Below are 20,476 nucleotides of genomic sequence, written 5' to 3'. Positions count from 1 at the left end.
TCCGGGAACGCAGGAGTCTTGAAAAGTGCGGGGTGGTGCGGGTGGGAAAGTCCCCGGGCGCCGCCGCCGCGAGGAGGAAGCGGCGGCACCCGGAGCGGGTGACGGCGGGCGGCGGATACCGCAGGCTGCGCCTGTCGTATCCGGCGTTTGGGCCCTACTTGAAGAGGGCGTTGACCTGGTTGTTGGCTTCGGTGAGTGAGCTGGCCGGCTTCTTGCCGGAGAGGACGGCGTCCATGGCCGGCTTCATGATGCCGTCCACCTTGGCTGCCTTATCCGCGATCGGGAACAGGAACGTGGTGTCCTCCTTGACGTGGGTGGTGAAAGCGGAGACGTCGGTGCCCTTGGCCTTGAAGGCCTCGGCGGCCTTCTCGGAGGAGCTGGTGATGGCCGGGAACACAACAGCCTTGGAGGCTACGACGTCCTGGCAGGCGGTGGAGGCGAGGTATTCGACCCATTTGACCGAGCCGGCCGGGTTCTTGGTGCCTGCCCAGACGGAATCGGCGAGGCCGTTGAACATGCTGGCGCGCTTGCCGTCGGGGCCCTTCGGGGTCGGGGCGAACGCGGTCTCCACGCCCTTATAGCTCTGGTACTGGCCGATCAGCCAGTCACCGGTGGTGTTGATGGCGGCCTTGCCGGCGCCGAAGTTGTCCGCCAGGCTGGCGCCGACGGTGGTTTCGAGCTTGGGCATGTAGCCCTTCTCGGTCAGGCCGGCCCACCACGCGATGGTCTCCTGGAATTTGGGGTCGTCGTAGTTGAACTTGGTGCCCCAGGGGTTCTTGTCCGTTGCGGTCCAGCCGGTGGTGGCGGTCAGGAAGCTCCACTCGGTCTGGCCCTGCCCGGAGCCGCTGCCGGCCAGGCCGAGGCCGTAGACCGCCACGTTGTTCTTGTCGAAGCCGGCCTCGTCGCCGCGGACGCCGTTCTTGTCCACGGTCAGGTGGGCGATTGCCTTCCCGTAGCTGCCGCCGTCCTGCGGGTTCCAGTCCAGGTTGGCCATCTGCTCGGCGCTCAGGCCCGCGGAGTCCGTCAGGGCCTTGTTGTAGAACAGGCCCACGGTGTCCCAGTCCTTGGGCAGCCCGTAGCGCTTGCCGTCCTGGCCGACCCAGAGCTCGGGGAGTCCCTTGGTGTAGCTCTCGAGCTTGATGCCGTCCTTGGCCACGGCGTCATCGAGGGCGAGGAGCTGCTTCTTCGCGGCGTACTCGGGGTACTTCGAGAGGTGGTTGGTGAAGACGTCCGGGGCGGTGCCGGCGACGAAGCCGTTGGTCAGCGTGGTCCAGTAGTCATCCCAGCCGCGCTGGGTGATCTTGACTTTGATGTCCGGGTTGGCCTTGGTGAAATCGTCCGCGCACTGCTGGTAGGCCGGGAGCTGGTTGGCGTCCCAGAGCCAGTAGTTGATCTCGCCCTTGGACTCGGTTGATGCCGGGCCGGACCCGCCGCAGGCGGACAGGGAGAGGGCGATGGCTGCGGCGGCAGCGACGGCGCCGAGGGTCTTCTTCATGGTGGACCTTTCGTGGAAGTGCGTCATTGAGGGGAACGCTTGGTGAGGGCGGTGCGTGTTAAGGAAAGTGCGTGGGTCTGGGTTATTTGATGCCGGAGAAGCCGATGGAGTTGACCACCCGTTTGCCGAAGGCGATGAAGAGCAGCAGGACCGGCAGGGCCGCGATGAGTGTTGCAGCCATCAGCCCGGACCAGTCGGGGGCACCCTGCGGGGACTGGGACTTGAAGACGCCCAGTCCCACGGTGAGGACCCGGACGTTCTCGTCCTGGCCCACCAGCAGCGGCCAGAAGTACTCGTTCCACTGCCCGATGAAGGTCAGCAGCGCCAGGGTGGCCAGCGGGGCCGCGGCGTTGGGGAGCACGATCTGGAAGAAGATCCGCAGGTGCTTGGCGCCGTCGAGCATGGCCGCCTCTTCCACTTCACGGGACATGGAGAGGAAGAACTGGCGCAGGAAGAAGATCGCGAAGGGCGTCATGAACAAAAACGGCAGGGCCAGGCCAGCGAAGGTGTTGAGCAGGCCGAGGTTCTTGATCATCAGGAAGTTGGGCAGGGCGGTGAAGATCGGCGGGACCATCATGGTGGCCAGGAACAGGCCGAACACCACGTTCCGGCCCGGCCAGCGGAGCCGGGAGAAGGCGTAGGCGGCCATCGCACTGAAGAAGACCTGCCCGGCGGTGGTGACGGTGGCGAAAATGATGGAGTTCCGCAGGTAGAGCCAGAAGTTGATGGCGGCGCCGGAGCCGCCCTCGGCGATGGCTTCCTCGGGGCTCTGCAGCCCCAGGACCCGCTTGAAGGCGCCGAGGTTGAAGTCGGCCGGCAGGAGGTTGCTGGCGTTCGAGGCCAGCGAGGCGTTGCTGGACAGTGCGGTGCGGAGCATCCAGAGGAACGGGGCCACCGTCACGGCGACGGCGACCGCGACGAGGGTCCAGGCGCCGACGCGGCGCCAGTTGACGGGCTTCCTGGGAGCGGTAGCGTTGGCAGGCTTCTTGCGGGAAAGTTCGGAAGTAGTCATGGCTGGGGTTCCTTAGTCCAGATCCGATTCGTTGCCCTTGAGGAACTTCATCTGCACGAAGGCCACAAGAGCGAGAATGACGAAGAGAATGACGGACAGGGCCGAGGCGTAACCGAAGTCGGATTCACCGAAGGCCTTCTGGTAGATGTACATCTGAATCACCCGGGAGGCGTTGATCGGACCGCCGCCCGTGGTCACAGCCACGGTGTCGAAGACCTGGAAGGAACCGATCACGGTGACCACCAGGACCAGCACCAGCACCGGGCGCAGCAGCGGCATCGTGATGCTCCAGAACGTCCGGGTCGGGGACGCCCCGTCCAGCGAGGCGACCTCGTAGACGTGGTTGGGGATGGACTGCAGCCCGGCGAAGATCAGCAGGGCCGTGTAGCCCATGTGCCGCCAGACGTTCACGCCGGCGATCGTGGGGATGGCCCACTGCTCGCTGCCGAAGAAGGCGATTCGGGGCAGGCCCATCCAGTTGATGATCTCGTTGACGATGCCGATCTGGTAGTCGAGCATCCAGAACCACAGCAGGGCAACGATGACGTTGGCCACCAGGAACGGCAGCAGCAGGGCACCGCGGATGAACGTGGACTTCGCTACCCGGTGCATCAGCAGCGCCAGCCCGAGGGCGATGACCGTCTGGAAGCCGATGTTCAGGCCGACATACTGCACGGTGACGGCCGTGGCGTTCCAGAACAGCTCATCGCCGAGGATGGCCGTGTAGTTCTTCGTGCCGATCCAGGTGGGATCCCCCAGGACGCTGTATTCGGTGAAGCTGAGGTAGATGCCGCGGACCGTGGGGACCAGATAGAAGGCCACGAAGCCGATCAGCGCCGGAAGGATGAACAGCAGCGCGATCCGCAGATCGCCGAGGCGGCGGCCCCGGCCGGCCCGGGGACTCTTCCCGCGGTGCGAGGGCTTGGATCCGCCAGCCACTGGATCCGGAAGTTTGGTGATGGTAGTCATCGTTGACTCTTCCTGCTGGTGTGATGTGGGTAACAGCTAGAAATGAATCTACACGAGTAGATATTGGCTGGCAAGACATATTTCCTGCAATTGCTGACCTTTTTCGGTACTCGCCGGTAACCATTGACTCGAGTAGATTCCCGTGGGACGCTTTGCTGAAGCCCGCACGGGCGCGTGGCCCGGCTGTCCGGGCAGATCGGAAAAGGTAACAATGACGTTTTCAATCGGGGTCGTGGGTGTCGGCCAGTTCGGCGGCCACTTCGCCCACCTCTTCAAACTCCACCCCGGTGTCAGCAAGGTCTACGCCGTCGACGAGCGTCCGGAACGTGCCGAAGCCGCCCGGGAGCAGTGGGCGCTGGACGGCACCATGGGCAGCTTTGAGGAACTGCTGGCGTCCGACGTCGACGCGGTCGCCATCTTCACCCAGCGCTGGACCCACGGCCCGCTGGTGGTCCAGGCCCTGCGCGCCGGCAAGCACGTCTATTCGGCGGTGCCGATGGCAGTCTCCGAGGCGGAGATCGGCCTCATCATCGATGCCGTCCGCGAGACCGGACTGGTCTACGCCATGGGTGAGACCAGCTACTACAACCCGGCCACGGTGTACGCGCGGGACCAGCATGCGGCCGGCAAATTCGGCCGGATTTTCTATGCCGAGGGCGACTACGTCCACGACATGGATCTCGGCTTCTACGAGGCGTACCAGTACAGCGGCGGGGAACGCTGGAAGGAAACAGCCAGCTACCCGCCCATGCTGTACCCCACCCACGCGATTGGCGGCGTCCTGGGCGCTGTGCCGGCCTACGCCGTGAGCGTCAGCTGCGTCGGCGTCAAGGACGACCGCCCTGACGGCGTCTTTGACAAGGACGTCAGCATGTTTGGCAACGATTTCTCCAACGCCACAGCGCTGTTCGAGTTGAACGACGGCGGCGTGATGCGCACCAACGAGATGCGCCGCGTGGGCTACCCCTCGCATATCCGCGAATCGCGCTTCCGTTTCTTCGGGACGGAGGCGAGCTTCGAACAGCTCGCCACCGTGAGCGTGTGGCAGGACAAAAAGGACGTCTACGACATCTCCGAGCAGATGGAGACCCGGCCCAGCATTCCGCTGGACGACCCGTCCCTGGCGGACGTCGCCCCCGAACTGCGGGACGCCTTCATCTCCGGCCACGCGCCCGTGCACGACGTCAGCCGGCTCCCGGAGGAATTCCGGGGCGCGCCGAACGGGCACGACGGCAGCCACCAGTTCCTCGTGGACGACTTCGTTACCGCCGTCAACAGCGGGTCCCTGCCGCCGGTCAATGCCTGGGTGGCGGCACGCTTCACCCTGCCCGGGATCGTGGCGCATGCTTCGGCCCAGCGCCACGGCGAACGCCTGCCTATCCGCGACTTCGGCACTGCGCCGTCCGCATCTAGTTAGCATGTACACCATGACGACTTCGGCAGTGCACACCCCCCGCGGCCCGGTGACCCGCAAGGACGTCGCCCGCTACGCCGGGGTGAGCACCGCCGTCGTCAGTTATGTCGTCAACGGCGGCCCGAAAAAGGTGGCCCCGGCCACCGAGGCGAAGGTCCAGGATGCCATCCGCATTCTGGGATACCGCCCGAATGCGGCCGCGCGCGCACTGAAGCTGGGGTCCAGCGAGACAATCGGACTCGTCATCCCGGACAACACCAACCCCTTCTTCTCCCTGCTGGCCCATGCCGTGGAGGACGCCGCGGCCGAGCTCGGCTTCGCCCTGCTGCTGACCAACTCGGACGGCAACCTGGCGAAGGAACGCGGCAACATCCGCAACCTCGCCGCGCGCCAGGTGGACGGGGTGGTGCTCGCGAGTGTGCTGTTTGAACCGGACCTTGAGGCCCTAGAGGCGGCCGAGATCCCCGCCGTGCTCCTCAACCATGGCGGCCGGGCCCCCGGCTTCAACAGTGTGGGCGTGGACCTCGCCGCCGGCGCCCGGATGGCGGTGGACCACCTGATCGGCCACGGGCACACCAATATCGCCCTCGCCATGGGCACCAACGTCGCCAACGACTTCGACCTCCGCGAAGCAGGCTGGCTGCAGGCCCTCGCCGCGGCCGGGCTGCCCGAGGGGCCGATTGTCCGCGGGGACTTCAGCCGGGCGGGCGGGTACGCCGCCGGCCGCAGGCTGCTCGCCTCGGCGAACCGGCCCACCGCCGTTTTCGCCAGCTCGGACATGCAGGCGATCGGCATCCTGCGCGCCATCCACGAAGCGGGCCTCACCGTCCCCGGCGACATCGCCGTGACATCCTTCGACGGCGCCGCCGAGGCCGAATACAGCTGGCCGGCCCTGACCACGGTGGAGCAGCCGGTCAAGGTCATGGCGGAAGCCGCTGTCAGCGCCCTTGTGGGAGCCGGCCGGGGGAAGCAGCCCGGACACCGGACCTTCCCCACCCGGCTGCGGATCCGGCAGTCCTGCGGGTGCGTCGCCCCGGTTTAGTTTTCATCAGGAAACGCGTTCCGCTCCTGCCGCCGGCGTGACGGTAAAGATGTCCGGCCGGGTGAATCCTGCGTCGGCAAACGCGCGGACGACGGCGTCGCGGACCTGCTGCTCGTCCTGCACCGGGGTCAGGGCGATGGCCGAGCCGCCGAAGCCGCCGCCGGTCATCCGGGCACCGATGGCGCCGTAGGCGCGGGCCGTGTCCACGGCGAGGTCAAGTTCCGGGCAGGAGATCTCGAAGTCGTCCCGCATGGAGGCGTGGCTGGCGTCGAGGAGGCTCCCGATGTGCGCCGGCCCCTGGATCCGGAGGACGTCCACGGCCTGCAGCACGCGGTCGTTTTCGGTGACGATGTGGCGGACCCTCCGGAAGGTCACCGGATCGAGCAGGCTGCTGGCCTCCCCGAGGTCCGCGACGGCAACATCCCGCAGGGCCCCGGCGCCCAGGACGTCGGCGCCGAGCTCGCAGGAGGCGCGCCGGGAAGCGTAACCGCCGTCGGCGTGGGAATGGGAGACCTTGGTGTCGATGACCAGCAGCACGAGTCCGGCTTTCTCCGTCTCGAACGGAACGAGATCCACGGCCTGGTCCCGGCAGTCGAGGAAGACGGCGTGCCCGCTGGCGCCGCGCAGCGACGCCGACTGGTCCATGATGCCGGTCGGGGCGCCGACGAAGGCGTTTTCCGCATGCTGGGTCAGCCGGACCATCTCCTCGGCGGACAGCCCGGCGCCCGTGAGCTCGTTGAGGGCCGTGATGACGGCGCATTCAATCGCGTGCGAGGAGGACAACCCGGCCCCGAGCGGCACATCGGAGTCGAGCAGGAGGTCGAAGCCGGGGATCTCGATGCCGTGCTGCTGCAGGGCCCAGACCACACCCAGCGGGTATCTTGCCCAGCCCGTGACGGTGCCCGGTATTAGGGCGGCCGCGTCGGCCTCGACGAGCTCCTGGTCGCCGAAAGTGGACAGCAGCCGGATAGTGCTGTCCTTGCGGACGGAATCGCTGCGGAGCCGGACCGCTGTCCTGGCGCGTTTGTCGATGGCGAAGGGCAGCACGAAGCCCTCGTTGTAGTCGGTGTGCTCGCCGATCAGGTTGACCCGGCCGGGGGCGGCCCAGACGCCGTGCGGGGCTGCGCCGAAGGTGGCCTCGAAGCGGTCCGCCAGGCTGCCGGCCTGGGCGCCGGTGCGTGGTGTCGGGTTCATGCGGGGGCGCCTTCCGGGGTCAGGGTGGCCGGGGTCAGGGTTGCGGGAGTCAGGGTTGCGGGGGGCGCGACGCCGGCCACTTCGCCGGCGACTTCGCGCAGCCGGGCCGCGACGGATTCGGGCGTCGTGTCGTTGATGAAGGCGCCCATGGCAGCTTCGGAGCCGGCCAGGTACTTGAGTTTGTCCGCGGCGCGGCGGGGTGAGGTCAGCTGGAGGTGCAACTGGCCTGCGCGGCGCATGGCCGGGTCCAGCGGCGCCTGGTGCCAGGCCGCGATGTAGGGGGTGGGCGTCGGGTAGAGGGCGTCGAAGCGCCGGAGGAGCTCGGGGTAGAGCTGCGCCAGTTCGTCGCGTTCCGCCCCGTTCAGGGCGGCGAGGTCCGGGACCTGGCGGTGCGGGACGAGGTGGACTTCCAGCGGCCAGCGGGCGGCGAAGGGGACGTAGGCGCTGAAGTGTTCGCCTTCGAGGACCATCCGGCTGCCGTCGCTGCGTTCGGCCTGCAGCAGGGAGGAGGTAAGCGTCGCCGTGCCGTCCGAGTTGTCGACGTATTCGCCGGCCGCGGCGGCCAGCACCGCGGCACGGGGCGTCACGTAGGGGTAGGCGTAGATCTGCCCGTGAGGGTGGTGCAGGGTGACGCCGATTTCCGGGCCCCGATTTTCGAACGGGAAGACCTGCTTGATGCCCGGCAGGGCGCTGAGTGCTTCGGTCCGGTGGGCCCAGGCATCGACCACCGTCCGGGTGCGGCGCCAGCCCAGTTCGGCGAAGGACCCGGTGTGCTCCGGGGTGAACGCCACCACTTCGCAACGGCCCACGGCGGGCGTGGTGGTGCCCCAGACCGGCGACGAGGGGATTTCGCCCGCGTCCGGACCGAGCGAGGGGAAGCGGTTTTCGAAGACGGCCACGTCGTAGTCCGGCGCGGGGATCTCGGTCTGGTTGGCCGGCGTCGTGGGGCAGATCGGGCACTGGTCCGCCGGCGGCAGGTGCGTGCGCGCTTGCCGGTGCGCGGCCACGGCCACCCATTCCCGGCTGAGCGCATCGAAGCGCAGCTGGCCGGGCTCGGGGCGGGCGGGCAGTTCCCGGTGGTCCACCAGGGATTCCGCGGGGCGCGCGGCTGATCCGGCGTCGTCAAAGTAGAGGATCTCGCGGCCGTCGGCCAGTCGGGTCGTCGTGGTTCGCGTCATGGTCCATTTGTACACGATAAAACATTTTCAAACAATAGAACACATAATGAATCAGGAAGCGTGCAGTCTCGCTGGATGCGCAGGGAAGAATAGGATGTGCAGGAGCAAGCCGGCGCAGTCGCCGTCGTCCGTTCCCGCACCACTCATTCAATACGCCAGTAAGGACCAGAAATGCTTGCCGCAGCCCGCCACTCAGCCATCGTCGCTGAGGTCCAGCGCGAGCGGATCGTCCGCGTTGCGGACCTCGCCCGGCTGCTGGGCGTGTCCCTCATGACCGTCCGGCGGGACATCGAGGCCCTGGACGCGGCCGGCGCCGTGGAAAAAATCCACGGCGGGGCCAAGCTGCCCGGCGCCGTGAGCACCCACGAGCCCGGCTTCGAGCTGAAGGCCACCCAGCTGCAGGAGCAGAAGAAGGCGATCGCGCACGTGGCCGCCGCCCAGGTCCGCGAGGGCATGGCGGTGGGGCTCAGCGCCGGCACCACCACCTGGGCGCTGGCCCGGCTGCTGGCCGCCGGGCCCCGGATCACCGTGGTCACCAACTCGGTACGGATCGCCGACGTCTTCCACCAGAGCCCCTCCCCGTCCACCGTGATCCTCACCGGCGGCGAACGCACCCCCTCCGACGCCCTGGTGGGGCCGCTCGCCACCGCCGCCCTCAAGCAGCTCCACCTCGACGTGCTCTTCCTGGGCGTCCACGGCATCGACGCCGACGCCGGATTCACCACCCCGAACCTGCTCGAAGCCGAAACGGACCGCGCCTTCGTGGCGGCAGCCCGCCGGGTGGTGGTGCTCGCCGACCACACCAAGTGGGGCATCCTGGGCATCAGCACCATCGCCGGCCTGGACGACGCCGACGAGCTCATCAGCGACGACCAACTCCCCGGCGAAGCCCGCCGCATCCTCAGCGAACGCGTCGGCCGGCTGCGGCTGGCCACCACCGGTACTGCCGAGGCAGCCGTCGGGTAGACCTCAAGGTCCTGCGTCCAGGAGCGGCGGCCCGCTTCACAGGTCAGGGGTACGACGACGGGACCTCCCGCCAATGCCCAGGAAGAAGCCGACGATGCCGAAGATCAGCGACTTTTCCTTGAATTCGTGTCAGACTCAACGCAATTACGGCAACGGGGGATGCATGGAATCATCAGGTCTACGTTCGTGCAGACTGTGCAGACGGCCAACGTCGGAGCATGAGCGGGATCTCCGGCTCTGGGGCCCGGATGCTGTCCTGGACAGCCCGGAGCAACCCAGTGATTCTTGATTTCATCCTCGCTGTCCTCGAAGTCGTGATGGAGGCCGTGAGCGGCTTGCTTCGCCACCGGAAGCGCGGCGCCAAACCTCGTCAGCAACGCAGAGTCGGCAAGGATTCCGCGGACCAGGACTGACCTTCCACCGGAGCACGCCAGGGGCGCTAGACAACTCCGGTGGGACGTGGCACCATCGGGCACGTCGATTTCCGGACTTCCCGTTCGTCTTTAGGCCAGACAATCCCGACCAGACCCACGACTTCAGGAGTGACCATGACAGGCTCTTCCACCCAGGGAATCAAGACCGTGCTGCATCCCGTTTCCGATCTGGCGACGGCCAAGGCGGTGTACGCCGCCCTGCTCGGCGTACCGCCGCAGACCGACGGCCCCTACTATGTCGGCTTCGAGGCCGCGGGCCAGCACATCGGGCTGGTGCCGGGCGGTGGACCGCAGGGCATGACCTCGCCGGTGGCCTACTGGCACGTGCCGGACCTCGAGGCGAAGCTGGCCGAGGTGACCGCCGCGGGTGCCGTCGTGAAGGAGCCGGCGCACGACGTCGGTGGCGGCCGCCTGGTGGCCACCGTCACCGACCCCGACGGCAACGTGCTCGGGCTGCTCCAGGACCAGTGAGGTAGACAGCGGATCGCGCCGACGAAATGGGACCAGATGTACCGCTCGAAGCTGGTTAGATAGAGCCAGACGACGCCGGCGGAGACCGCGAAGGCGGCCCCGCTTAACAGATGGAGACACGATGAGCATGGCCACGAGGACGGACATGGAGTCGCCCGCAGAGCACGTAGCGGACAGCCACGATCTGATCCGCGTGCAGGGCGCGCGCGTGAACAACCTCAAGGACATCAGCCTCGAGATCCCGAAGCGCCGGCTGACGGTGTTCACGGGCGTCTCCGGCTCGGGCAAGAGCTCGCTCGTGTTCGCCACCATCGCCGCTGAGTCGCAGCGGATGATCAACGAGACCTACAGCGCCTTTGTGCAGGGATTCATGCCCAACCTGGCGCGGCCCGACGTCGACCTGCTGGACGGGCTGACGACGGCGATCATCGTCGACCAGGAGCGGATGGGCGCGAACCCCCGCTCCACGGTGGGCACTGCCACCGACGCCAACGCCATGCTCCGGATCCTCTTCAGCCGGCTGGGATCGCCGCACGTCGGGCCCCCCACCGCTTTCTCCTTCAACGTCCCGACGCGGAAGGCCAGCGGGGTGATGAGCACGGAGAAGAGCGGCAGGGTCGAGAAGAGCGTGGTGCAAAACGCGGTCTACCTCGGCGGCATGTGTCCGCGCTGCGAGGGCATGGGCTCGGTCTCCGACTTCGACCTGACTGCGCTCTACGACGACAGCAAGTCGCTCGCCGAGGGCGCACTGACGATCCCCGGCTACAGCATGGACGGCTGGTACGGCCGCATCTTCAGCGGCGCCGGCTTCGACATGGACAAACCGATCGCGAAGTTCACCAAAAAGGAAATGCACGACCTGCTCTACAAGGAACCCACCAAGATCAAGGTCGAGGGCATCAACCTGACGCACGAGGGGCTGATCCCGAAGATCCAGAAATCGATCCTTTCCAAGGACGTCGACGCGATGCAGCCTCACATCCGGGCCTTCGTGGAGCGCGCCATCACGTTCCAGTCCTGCCCCGAGTGCGACGGCACGCGGCTCAGCCCGGAGGCCAGGTCCTCGAAGATCCGGGGCAAGAACATCGCCGAGCTGTGCGAGATGCAGATCAGCGACCTTGCCGCGTGGGTCCGCGAGCTCAACGAGCCGTCGGTCGCGCCGCTCCTGAAGGGCTTGCAGCACCTGCTCGACTCGTTCGCCGAAATCGGGCTGGGTTACCTCTCGCTGGACCGTCCGGCGGGCACCCTGTCTGGTGGCGAGGCCCAGCGCACCAAGATGATCCGGCACCTGGGCTCGTCCCTCACGGACATCACCTACGTCTTTGACGAACCGACCATCGGGCTGCACCCGCATGACATCGAGCGGATGAACCAGCTGCTGCTGCAGCTGCGCGACAAGGGCAACACCGTGCTCGTGGTCGAGCACAAGCCGGAGACCATCGCCATCGCCGACCACGTCGTTGACCTCGGCCCCGGCGCAGGCACGGAGGGCGGCAGCGTCTGCTTCGAGGGAAGTGTGGAGGGGCTGCGGCAGAGCGACACCATCACCGGCCGCCACCTCGACGACCGGGCCGCGGTCAAGGAATCGGTGCGTACGCCGTCCGGCACGCTCGACGTGCGCGGTGCCTCGACGCACAACCTCCAGGACGTCGACGTCGACGTTCCGCTCGGCGTGCTTTGTGTGGTCACGGGTGTCGCGGGTTCGGGCAAGAGCTCGCTGATCCACGGCTCGGTGGCCGGCCGCGACGGTGTTGTGGTGGTCGACCAGGGTGCCATCAAGGGGTCGCGGCGCAGCAACCCCGCGACGTACACGGGCCTGCTCGAGCCGATCCGCAAGGCGTTCGCGAAGGCCAATGGCGTGAAGCCGGCGCTCTTCAGCTCCAACTCGGAAGGCGCCTGCCCCACCTGCAACGGCGCGGGCGTCATCTTCACCGAACTAGGCGTTATGGCCACCGTCGAGTCCACCTGCGAGGACTGCGAGGGCAGGAGGTTCCAGGCGTCAGTCCTGGAATACAAGCTGGGCGGCCGCAACATCGCTGAAGTGCTGGCAATGTCGATGACCGAGGCCGAGGTGTTCTTTGGCGAAGGGGAGGCCCGTACGCCGGCGGCCCACAAGATCCTCGACCGGCTCGTGGACGTCGGGCTGGGCTACCTCACCCTCGGCCAGCCGCTCACCACGCTGTCCGGCGGCGAGCGGCAGCGCGTCAAGCTGGCCACCCAGATGGCAGAGAAGGGTGACGTCTACGTCCTCGACGAGCCCACCACCGGCCTGCACCTCGCCGACGTCCAGAACCTGCTGGGCCTCCTGGACCGCCTTGTGGAGTCCGGCAAGTCGGTCATCGTCATCGAGCACCACCAGGCGGTCATGGCGCACGCCGACTGGATCATCGACCTCGGTCCCGGCGCCGGCCACGACGGCGGCAGGCTCGTCTTCGAGGGCACACCCGCCGGCCTCATCGCCGCCCGTTCCACCCTCACCGGCGAGCACCTCGCGGCCTACGTCGGCACCGGACCGGGGCTCTCGCGGACACCGTGAGACGAGCTCGCTCATCTGTTTGTTTTGGCGTCCACGACGTCCAGCAGACGGACGGTGCCGTTGTTCCAGTTGGCCTTGAGCGCCGCAATGCATCCTTCAACGTCGCCGCTGATGAGGCGCTCTGCTATCTCCTCGTGCTCCGAGGCTGACCGCTCGATGACCTCCGTGCCGGCCACGAGCAACCTTTCATAGCGGCGCAGGGCGAGTTTCAGTGACGCGATGATTTCACGGAGGCGCCTGCTCGGACACCCGGAGGTCAGCAGGGTGTGGAACTCATCGTCCCGCCGATCGATTTCGTTCGAAGACTCCATTGATGCAGTGAACGACTGGGCCTCCTGCAGCAATCTGGGCGCGATGCTGTCCAGCGCCTCTTGGGGGGTCAACTCAATGGCCAGTGCCTCAAGTGCCGCAATGATCTGGACTACCTCTGCGAAGTCAGCCGCGCTGACCGGAGCCCAGCGGAAGCCTTTGCCGGATTCCCGTTCGATGACGCCCTGCTGCGTAAGCGATATAAGGGCCTCCCTCAATGGAGTCCTGCTGACCCCGAGCTCACTAGACAGCGCCACCTCGTTGATCGGCGTGCCCATCGTGAAGTCGCCGGCACCGACCCGGTCCATGATCTCAGTCTCTATTTGCTCGCGAAGCGACTGACGCTGTATGGACATGTTCATCTCCTAGTGCGGTGGCCCGAGTCGCGCAGCCGGAAGCTTGATCGACGATCCCAGCCTAGGCGACTCATTGCCTGTTCTCTACATTCAGTATACTGTATACAGAGAGGAAAGGGGCGACGTTGCCACGACCATTCATTGTCGGACTTATTGTCAATCCCGTCGCGGGGCTGGGCGGATCCATTGCGCAAAAAGGCAGCGATGCGCCGGACATCCGGGAAACTGCCCTTGCCGCCGGTGTGGAACCCCAGGCACCCGCACGTGCGCGCCGGGCGCTGGAACAGCTCGTCGGCATGCTTGGACGGAGCGGGCGGGAGTGCCTCGTCATGACGGGCGAGGGGGAACTGGGCGCCGACGCCGTCGCCGGCCTGTGCCCCGTGGAACTGCTCTCCTCGCGGGACGAATCCGTCCCCGAACGAACCGATTCTTCCGCTGCCGACACCCGAAGGCTCGCCGCCGCCATCAAGGACGCCGGAGCCGAGCTGCTCCTCTTTGCCGGCGGAGACGGAACCGCCCGCGACATCCTTGACGCCGTCGGGCCGGACCTGCCGGTCGTCGGCATCCCCGCCGGTGTCAAGATCTACTCGGCCGCCTTTGCGCTGACGCCCGTGACCGCTGGGAGCTTGGCTGCCGCCTGGCTGATCTCGGAGCGACGGCAAACCTCCGAACGCGAGGTGGTGGACATCGACGAGGACGCCCTGCGGGCAGGCGCTGCCTCACCTTCGCTCCATGGCTGGCTTCGCGTCCCGGTCGACCCCAGCCGTCTCCAGGACCGGAAAACCCCGACGCCGGCAAGTGATGGTGCCGCTGTGGAAGCCCTGGCACGAACGGTCGCCGGCTCCATGGTCCCTGGCCGCAGTTATGTTCTGGGGCCGGGCGGCACCACGCACGCCGTCGGCCGTGCGCTGGGTTTGGAACTGAGCAGGCTCGGTGTGGACGTGGTGCGGGACGGCCTGCTCTTGGCGCGCGATGTGACTTCCCACCAGCTGGAGCGACTCATCGACTGCACGCAAACCACGGTGGTCCTGACGCCCTTGGGTGGCCAGGGCTTTATCGTGGGCCGCGGAAACCAGCAACTCACGGCCGCTGTGACTGGTGGTGCCTGCGTTCAAGTCATTTCGACGCCGGCGAAGCTCGCGTCACTGGGCGGCAGCCCCCTTCACGTTGACACCGGCAGCACGGAAGCCGACGCCAGGCTGAGCGGGTTCGTCAAGATCCTCACCGGACCAGACACGGCAACTGTGTACCCGGTCGGTAACTTCACAACCGAACAATTCGCTACACATCAATGAGAATGGAGAACGGAATGCGACTGCAGAACAAGAAGGCGCTCATTACGGGCGGAGGCTCGGGCATTGGCCGGGCGACAGCCCTCGCGATGGCTGCGGAGGGTGCCGACGTCGCAGTCGTGGACATCAACCTCGCGGCCGCGCAAGCAGTCGCCAAGGAAGTTGAGGCGCTGGGCGTCAAGGCACTCGGCATCGCCGGCGATGTGGCGGACGAAGCCTCCGTGCAGGCTGCCGTGGCCGAGGCTGCCAGCGCCTTTGGGACCATCAGCGTCCTGTTCAACAACGCCGGAATCATTCGTCGTGCAAACGTCATTGACACAACGACGGCGGAATGGGACCAGGTCATGGGGGTCAACGTCCGCGGCGTCTTCTTGATGTGCAAGTCCGTAGTGCCCCTGATGATCGCCAACGGCGGAGGCTCCATCATCAACACCGGCTCGGGCTGGGGCCTGAAAGGCGGCGGCGATGCCCTGTCCTACTGCGCCTCCAAGGCTGCCGTCGTCAACATGACGCGCGCGCTGGCCATCGACCATGGCAAAGACGGCGTACGCGTCAACTCGGTCAACCCGGGAGACACCAACACACCCATGTTGCGCGAGGAAGCCCGTCAACTATCCCAGGAGGAGGCCAGCTTCCTGACCGAAGCCAACGACCGGCCGCTGCAGCGGATGGGCACGCCGGAAGAGATCGCCGAGGCCGTCGTTTGGCTTGCCAGTGACGCCAGCAGCTACGTGACCGGATCTGCCCTGGTGGTCGACGGCGGCGGCATCGCCTGACCGGCGTGTCCGGCATGCTGTAGCGCAAGAGCCAGTGAAGCCCCGTCCTGCGTGCAGGACGGGGCTTCACCAATCTCAGGAAACGCCGCGGTCACCCGTCACGGTGCGCGAGCCACACGGCCAGGTCAATGAACAACGCCGCCGACCAGCCGAAGCCAGTGGTCGCACCGGCCGCCCTCCGGCCGGTCAACGGATTCCAGTACTCGTGCAGTCCGCCACTGCAGACCACCATTTCCACCGTCTGCTCCGCCAGCGCGGCGGCCTCGGCCTCGAGCCCGCTGCGCAGCAGGCCCTGGACAACCAGCCAGTTCACGTTCAGCCACACGGGTCCGCGCCACATCCGGTCCGGGTTGAACTCCGGCTCGGAGAACCCCACGGTAGGCAGCGGGAAGGATGTACCCAGGGAAGCCGGATCCGCCAGCTGCGCGGCCAGCGCGGCCTTGACCGGCTCCGGCAGGCGCCCGGTCAGCAGCGGCATCAGCGCAAACGGGGTCACCGTGGTCCGGCGCCCGGCCGGAGTCCGGGCCACAAAGCGCCCCAACTCCGGATCGAAGCGCCGGTCCACCAGCTGTGCCGCCGTCTTGTCGGCGCGTGCGCGGTGGCGGGCCGCCGCGGCGGCGTCGCCGGCGTCCTCGGCCAGGTCGGCCATCGCATCCAGCGCCACCACCAGGTAGCTTGGGAGATCCGGCGCGAACACCGGTCCGCCGTCGTCGAACAGCGGCGAATCGTCCAGCCCGGAGGAATAGACATGCTCGTAGCCGGGCAGCCCGTCCGGTGCAGGGCGGGCGAACCACCACTCGTGCAGCCGGTCCAACCCACCCCGAAGCTCGCTCTGCAGCGTGGTCCCGGCGACGGCATCGACGGCGCGGGCCGCCCAGGCCGCCAGCGGCGGCTTGGTGATGGGCATACCGGATTCGGTGACCATGGGCGAGTCCGCTCCGTGGATCCGGGCCATGGTGGCCAGGTCGCCGGGCGGCATGTCCCCCACGCAGGACAGCGTGCCGTGGTCGTGGACCACGTCCGGCAGGCCGCCGTCGGGTGACTGTTCCGCGAAGAACAGCCGGATCTGGTCCGCCGCCAGCCGGCCGTCGCCGTGGCGCAGTCCGATGCTGATGAAGTAGGAGTCCCACTGCCAGGCGGCCACGTATCCTTGCTTGGAGGGCACGACGACGTCGATGCCAGGGTGGGTATCCAGCTGGACGATGTTGCTGGCCAGGATCCACCAGGCGTAGCGGGCCAGTTCCAGATCCGTGCCGCGGACGGCCGGCAGCCGGGTGAACCAGTCCGCCCAGCGGCCTGCCGCGGCCGCCAGCAGCGCGGCGTGGTCGCCGGGTTCCGGGGCCTTGGCCACCGGTCCCCCGATCCGTAGCAGCAGGCTGCCGCCGGGCTGCAGCAGCACCCGGACGGCGCCGTGCGCATCCGGCGACGCTACAGTGCCCTCGGTGCCGTGCCAGTGGATGGGGGCGGCGTCCACCTCGGAAACAGCCTGCCCGTCCGTGCCGGTGCCGAAGGGTTCCAGCAGCACCGTCACGGCTCCCCCGGTGTTGGAGGAGCCGATGCTCAGGGAGTCGGCACCCACCAGCGCCAGGGACGCGGCCGAGGCCCCAAACGCGATGCCCTCCGGGCCTATGGCGGTGATTTCCAGCGGCCGGCCTGCGCCGTCCAGCACGGCGATCCGGCGCAGATGGGTGGACTTTCCCGGGCTGCGCTCGTAGACGGCGCCGGCAACCCGCAGACCCCCGCCGTCGCCGTCATCGGTCCTGTACACCAGCAGCCGCGATCCGCGGTCCGTCAGCGGCACCTCAAGCAGGTCAATGAACCGCTCCGCACCCTCCCAGGCACGCATCAGGAGCCGCCCATGCCGGACATGGCCATGGAGTTGAGGATCTTGCGGTTGCCGATCAGGAAGGCGATCAGCATCGGGACGATGGAGATGGCTGAGGCGGCCATGACCAGCGAGTAGTTGATCCCGCCGTATTGGCCGGTGAACTGGGAGAGCAGCAGCGGCACGGTGAACTGGTTCTCGCTGTTAAGCACGATCAGCGGCAGGAAGAAGTTGTTCCAGGCCGCCAGCGCCACCACGATGGACAGCGCGGCCAGGCCGGGCTTAATGTTCGGCAGCACAATGCTGAACAGGATCCGCCAGCGGCCCGCCCCGTCCAGCCGCGCGGCTTCCTCCAGCTCCACGGGCAGCGAACGGATGAACTGGCGGACCAGGAACACCGCAAAGGGATTGCAGAGCACGGCCGGGATGATCAGCGCCAGATGGGTGTCCACCCAGCCCAGGGCCGAGAACACCATGTACAGCGGCACGATCGTCACCTGCTGCGGGACCATCTGGGTGGCCAGGAAGAGCACGAACAGGAACTTGCTGCCGCGGAAATCGATCCGGGCAAACGCATAGGCCGCCATGGACGCCGTCATGATGGTGCCGGCCACGGTGAGCACGCAGATGTAGATGCTGTTCCAGTAGGCCAGCCCAAACGGCGCCGCGTTCCAGGCGTCGGCGTAGTTGGCGAAGTTCCACGGTGCCGGGAACAGTCCCAGCGGGTCCGCGATGATCTGCGGCAGGGACTTGAAAGACGTCAGCAGCATCCACAGGAACGGTGCCACCATGAGGAAGCCGCCCACGCCCGGCAGTACGTGCAGGAGCACCCGGGATGCCAAGCCGCTGCCGCCGCGGCGCCGGGCCGGGGCCTCAGAGACTGAAGAGCGGACCGGGGGGTCTTGGATCAATGTTGTTGCCACGGAGTCAGCTTTCGTAGTGGACAAACCGGCGCTGCAGCCCGAGCTGCACGGCCGTGACGAGGAGGGTGAGGAGCAACAAGATGATCGAGGCGGCGCTTGCCATGCCGAACTCGAAGTTCTTGAAGCCGTCCTCATAGATCTGGTACACGATGGTCCGTGCCGAGTCGTCCGGTCCACCGCCCTTGGTGAGGATGAAGACGACGTCGAACGTCTGGAAGGAGCTGATCACCGCCACCACGGTGGAGAAGAACACCACCGGGGACAGCAGCGGAAGCCTGATCCGCAGCATGGTGCGCAGCGGGCCCGCGCCGTCCACCTTGGCCGCCTCCAGGATGGCCGGCGAGATGCCCTGCAGACCGGCCAGAAAGATGATCACGTTCAAGCCCAGCGAGGACCAGATGGTCACGATGCACACCGCCGGCAGCACAAAGCGCGGATCCCCCAGCCAGTCCGGACCGGGGATGCCGAACACCTTGGCGAAGGACGCGTTCAGCGGCCCGTCCGCCCGCAGGATCTGCTGCCACACCAGCGAAATGGCGATGGAGCTGGTCATCACCGGAGCGAAATACATGATCAGGTAGCCCGTGCGTCCGCGCAGCCGGTCCAGCCCCACAGCGATCAGCAGGGACAGCGCCAGCCCCACCGGGACGGTGATAAGGGCGATCGCCACGGTGTTGATGATGGCCCGCAGGAACTCCGGATTGCCCAGCTGGGCGGCAAAGTTGTCCGCGCCCACCCATTCCAGCGCCGTGAGCCCGTCCCATTTGGCGAAGGCCAGGACCATGCCGACGGCGAACGGCAGCAGGACAAAGACGATCATGCCCAGCAGCTGCGGGCTGACGAAGACCAGCCCCATCCAGCGGTCGCGCTTGCGCCAGCCGGCTTCCTTGCGTTCCACGGTGGGGGCCTTGTGGGTGCCACCGGACGGGCGGCCGCCGGAGCGGCTGCCCGTCAGCGTAGTTGCCACGACGTCAGGCCGCCTTTTCCATCAGTGTGGTCAGGGATGCCACGACATCGTCCACGCCGGCCTTGCCCTCGTACAGGGAAAGCATCAGTTCGCTGACGTCCGAGGACAGTCCGGGAACCCTGGCCTCCTTGGCGTAGTCGGAGAAGCCGGCGTCGCGCAGGTCCAAGAAGGTCTGGGCGTGGGCCGGGTAGGACCCGTCCAGGACCACGGCGTCGGCGCCCTTGATCGACGGGACGGCGTTGCCGCCGTCGGCCAGGCGGAGCGACTGGCCCTTGGCGCTGAGGAAGTCCGTCAGGAATGTGGTGGCGGCCTCGGGCGACTTGGACTTGGCGTTGATGACCAGATAGGAGGCGGCCACGCCGCTGGCGCCCGGCTTGCCGGAGACGGAGGGCCACGGCGCGATGTCGTAGTCATCCTTGTTGCCGGACTGCGCCGCGGTGGCAATGCCGTAGCGGCCCTGGACGTAAAAACCGGCCTTGTGGGTGGCGAAGAGGCTGTCTCCGCCGGATCCCTCGGGCAGCGTGTCGGCCACCGTGAACAGCTTCTGCTGGAAGCCCTCGCCGAGGCTCTTCAGCGCCGCCTTGGCTGCGGCATCCTCGGGCAGGACAAAATTGCCCGCGGCGTCGAACACCGTGCCGCCGTTGGCCGCAACCCAGCTCCAGTGCGTGGCCCAGTAGTTCCAGAACAGTGCGCCGTGCATGCCGGCGGCGGCCAGCTTGGAGCACATCTCCAGGAACTTCTCCACGGTCCACTTTCCGGCAGCCGCCAGCTCGGCCGGGTTCTCCGTGATGCCTGCGGCGGCCAGTGCCTTCTTGTCGAACCACATCACGTCCGGGTTGCAGTCGTTCGGCAGGGCGAAGAGGCCCTTGTCCGTCCTGGCCGCACCGAACAGGGCCGCGTTGAAGTCCGCGGCCTTGATGGAACCGCCGGCGGCATTCACCACGGAGTCCAGGTTCATCAGCACACCTGCATCGACGAACTTGCCCATGTAGTCATCGCCCACGTAGAAGACGTCCGGCGCCGTGCCGGAGGTCAGCTGGGTGAGGAGCTTGGAGTGGTAGTCCGAGTAGGACGGCACCATCTGCAGCGTGGCGGCGATGGTGGCGTGGTCCTTCTTGAACTGCTCATTGAATTTCTTGAACCGCTCGCCCTCCTCCGGGGTGCCCCAGGTGGACCACGTGATCTTGGCCGACTTGTCGGCAGCTGCCTGTCCGCCGCCGCTGCAGGCCGCGAGGGCCAGCAGCGAGGCCGCACCGAGCGAACCGGCAAAGAACGTACGGCGGTTAAGGGTGGAACTGGTCATGGTGTTCTCCTCAG

The 20,476-nt window shown here is 67.1% G+C and carries 18 protein-coding genes; 8 read left to right on the top strand and 10 right to left on the bottom strand.

Annotated features, from left to right (window positions below):
• Positions 1-154: 154 nt before the first annotated feature.
• The 3 genes from ABIB26_RS09425 to ABIB26_RS09415 form a co-directional block, all read right to left on the bottom strand.
• Complete coding sequence (locus ABIB26_RS09425) at positions 155-1,495, bottom strand: ABC transporter substrate-binding protein (RefSeq protein WP_354241776.1); 1,341 nt, start codon at positions 1,493-1,495, stop codon at positions 155-157.
• 82 nt (positions 1,496-1,577) lie between these two features.
• A complete protein-coding gene (locus tag ABIB26_RS09420) occupies positions 1,578-2,507 on the bottom strand; it encodes a carbohydrate ABC transporter permease (RefSeq protein ID WP_354241774.1) in 930 nt (309 codons plus the stop codon).
• A 12-nt stretch (positions 2,508-2,519) separates the two neighbouring features.
• On the bottom strand, positions 2,520-3,476 hold the full coding sequence (locus tag ABIB26_RS09415) for a carbohydrate ABC transporter permease (protein WP_354241772.1): 957 nt from the start codon (positions 3,474-3,476) through the stop codon (positions 2,520-2,522).
• Between the two features lie 211 nt (positions 3,477-3,687).
• Between ABIB26_RS09415 and ABIB26_RS09410 the strand changes: the two genes are divergently transcribed.
• Positions 3,688-4,893, top strand: a complete 1,206-nt coding sequence (locus ABIB26_RS09410) for a Gfo/Idh/MocA family protein (RefSeq protein WP_354241769.1) — start codon at positions 3,688-3,690, stop codon at positions 4,891-4,893.
• Between the two features lies 1 nt (position 4,894).
• Positions 4,895-5,932 (top strand): LacI family DNA-binding transcriptional regulator, encoded by a 1,038-nt coding sequence (locus ABIB26_RS09405; protein WP_502913644.1) that lies wholly within the window; start codon positions 4,895-4,897, stop codon positions 5,930-5,932.
• A gap of 6 nt (positions 5,933-5,938) precedes the next feature.
• Here ABIB26_RS09405 and galK read toward each other — a convergent pair whose 3' ends face one another.
• Together galK and galT are read right to left on the bottom strand one after the other, a co-directional pair.
• On the bottom strand, positions 5,939-7,126 hold the full coding sequence (galK, locus tag ABIB26_RS09400) for a galactokinase (RefSeq protein ID WP_354241763.1): 1,188 nt from the start codon (positions 7,124-7,126) through the stop codon (positions 5,939-5,941).
• Entirely contained in the window at positions 7,123-8,304 is a 1,182-nt protein-coding gene (gene galT / locus ABIB26_RS09395; protein WP_354241760.1) for a galactose-1-phosphate uridylyltransferase, read from the bottom strand. The genes galK and galT overlap by 4 nt, the downstream gene beginning before the upstream one ends.
• 171 nt (positions 8,305-8,475) lie before the next feature.
• Here galT and ABIB26_RS09390 point away from each other — a divergent pair, with 171 nt between their 5' ends.
• The 4 genes from ABIB26_RS09390 to ABIB26_RS09375 all read left to right on the top strand — a co-directional run bounded on the left by ABIB26_RS09390 (position 8,476) and on the right by ABIB26_RS09375 (position 12,711).
• Positions 8,476-9,270, top strand: coding sequence for a DeoR/GlpR family DNA-binding transcription regulator (locus ABIB26_RS09390; RefSeq protein ID WP_354241757.1), 795 nt, complete (start codon positions 8,476-8,478; stop codon positions 9,268-9,270).
• A gap of 278 nt (positions 9,271-9,548) precedes the next feature.
• Positions 9,549-9,683 (top strand): hypothetical protein, encoded by a 135-nt coding sequence (locus ABIB26_RS09385; RefSeq protein WP_354241754.1) that lies wholly within the window; start codon positions 9,549-9,551, stop codon positions 9,681-9,683.
• Between the two features lie 135 nt (positions 9,684-9,818).
• Positions 9,819-10,175 (top strand): VOC family protein, encoded by a 357-nt coding sequence (locus ABIB26_RS09380; protein ID WP_354241752.1) that lies wholly within the window; start codon positions 9,819-9,821, stop codon positions 10,173-10,175.
• Positions 10,176-10,296: 121 nt separating this feature from the next.
• Positions 10,297-12,711, top strand: coding sequence for an ATP-binding cassette domain-containing protein (locus ABIB26_RS09375; RefSeq protein WP_354241749.1), 2,415 nt, complete (start codon positions 10,297-10,299; stop codon positions 12,709-12,711).
• Between the two features lie 11 nt (positions 12,712-12,722).
• Here the strand turns inward: ABIB26_RS09375 and ABIB26_RS09370 are convergent, their stop codons facing one another.
• A complete protein-coding gene (locus tag ABIB26_RS09370) occupies positions 12,723-13,376 on the bottom strand; it encodes a GntR family transcriptional regulator (protein ID WP_354241746.1) in 654 nt (217 codons plus the stop codon).
• Between the two features lie 125 nt (positions 13,377-13,501).
• Here ABIB26_RS09370 and ABIB26_RS09365 point away from each other — a divergent pair, with 125 nt between their 5' ends.
• Both ABIB26_RS09365 and ABIB26_RS09360 read left to right on the top strand, forming a co-directional pair.
• Entirely contained in the window at positions 13,502-14,671 is a 1,170-nt protein-coding gene (locus ABIB26_RS09365) for an ATP-NAD kinase family protein (RefSeq protein ID WP_354241743.1), read from the top strand.
• A gap of 14 nt (positions 14,672-14,685) precedes the next feature.
• Complete coding sequence (locus ABIB26_RS09360) at positions 14,686-15,444, top strand: SDR family NAD(P)-dependent oxidoreductase (protein WP_354241740.1); 759 nt, start codon at positions 14,686-14,688, stop codon at positions 15,442-15,444.
• Positions 15,445-15,535: 91 nt separating this feature from the next.
• On the opposite strand, the gene ABIB26_RS09355 is transcribed toward ABIB26_RS09360, so the two are convergent.
• The 4 genes from ABIB26_RS09355 to ABIB26_RS09340 are packed head-to-tail and all read right to left on the bottom strand — an operon-like array spanning position 15,536 to position 20,462.
• Positions 15,536-17,290, bottom strand: coding sequence for an MGH1-like glycoside hydrolase domain-containing protein (locus tag ABIB26_RS09355; protein ID WP_354241737.1), 1,755 nt, complete (start codon positions 17,288-17,290; stop codon positions 15,536-15,538).
• A complete protein-coding gene (locus tag ABIB26_RS09350) occupies positions 17,290-18,192 on the bottom strand; it encodes a carbohydrate ABC transporter permease (RefSeq protein WP_354241734.1) in 903 nt (300 codons plus the stop codon). Before ABIB26_RS09350 ends, ABIB26_RS09355 begins: the two co-directional genes overlap by 1 nt.
• A gap of 4 nt (positions 18,193-18,196) precedes the next feature.
• Positions 18,197-19,159 (bottom strand): carbohydrate ABC transporter permease, encoded by a 963-nt coding sequence (locus ABIB26_RS09345; protein WP_354241731.1) that lies wholly within the window; start codon positions 19,157-19,159, stop codon positions 18,197-18,199.
• Between the two features lie 4 nt (positions 19,160-19,163).
• Positions 19,164-20,462, bottom strand: a complete 1,299-nt coding sequence (locus tag ABIB26_RS09340) for an extracellular solute-binding protein (RefSeq protein ID WP_354241728.1) — start codon at positions 20,460-20,462, stop codon at positions 19,164-19,166.
• Positions 20,463-20,476: the final 14 nt, after the last annotated feature.

This window comes from Arthrobacter sp. UYEF20 (assembly GCF_040546335.1).
In the GTDB taxonomy this organism is placed as follows: Bacteria; Actinomycetota; Actinomycetes; order Actinomycetales; family Micrococcaceae; genus Arthrobacter.
This window is presented reverse-complemented; position numbering and strand designations above follow the sequence as displayed.

Bases quoted from the DNA above. Each gene is read 5' to 3' on its own strand.
- ABIB26_RS09390 (WP_354241757.1), top strand. From the start codon at position 8,476: ATGCTTGCCGCAGCCCGCCACTCAGCCATCGTCGCTGAGGTCCAGCGC.
- ABIB26_RS09380 (WP_354241752.1), top strand. From the start codon at position 9,819: ATGACAGGCTCTTCCACCCAGGGAATCAAGACCGTGCTGCATCCCGTT.
- ABIB26_RS09360 (WP_354241740.1), top strand. From the start codon at position 14,686: ATGCGACTGCAGAACAAGAAGGCGCTCATTACGGGCGGAGGCTCGGGC.
- ABIB26_RS09370 (WP_354241746.1), bottom strand. From the start codon at position 13,376: ATGTCCATACAGCGTCAGTCGCTTCGCGAGCAAATAGAGACTGAGATC.
- galK (WP_354241763.1), bottom strand. From the start codon at position 7,126: ATGAACCCGACACCACGCACCGGCGCCCAGGCCGGCAGCCTGGCGGAC.
- ABIB26_RS09425 (WP_354241776.1), bottom strand. From the start codon at position 1,495: ATGAAGAAGACCCTCGGCGCCGTCGCTGCCGCCGCAGCCATCGCCCTC.
- ABIB26_RS09405 (WP_502913644.1), top strand. From the start codon at position 4,895: ATGTACACCATGACGACTTCGGCAGTGCACACCCCCCGCGGCCCGGTG.
- ABIB26_RS09415 (WP_354241772.1), bottom strand. From the start codon at position 3,476: ATGACTACCATCACCAAACTTCCGGATCCAGTGGCTGGCGGATCCAAG.
- ABIB26_RS09355 (WP_354241737.1), bottom strand. From the start codon at position 17,290: ATGCGTGCCTGGGAGGGTGCGGAGCGGTTCATTGACCTGCTTGAGGTG.
- ABIB26_RS09420 (WP_354241774.1), bottom strand. From the start codon at position 2,507: ATGACTACTTCCGAACTTTCCCGCAAGAAGCCTGCCAACGCTACCGCT.
- ABIB26_RS09340 (WP_354241728.1), bottom strand. From the start codon at position 20,462: ATGACCAGTTCCACCCTTAACCGCCGTACGTTCTTTGCCGGTTCGCTC.
- ABIB26_RS09410 (WP_354241769.1), top strand. From the start codon at position 3,688: ATGACGTTTTCAATCGGGGTCGTGGGTGTCGGCCAGTTCGGCGGCCAC.
- galT (WP_354241760.1), bottom strand. From the start codon at position 8,304: ATGACGCGAACCACGACGACCCGACTGGCCGACGGCCGCGAGATCCTC.
- ABIB26_RS09375 (WP_354241749.1), top strand. From the start codon at position 10,297: ATGAGCATGGCCACGAGGACGGACATGGAGTCGCCCGCAGAGCACGTA.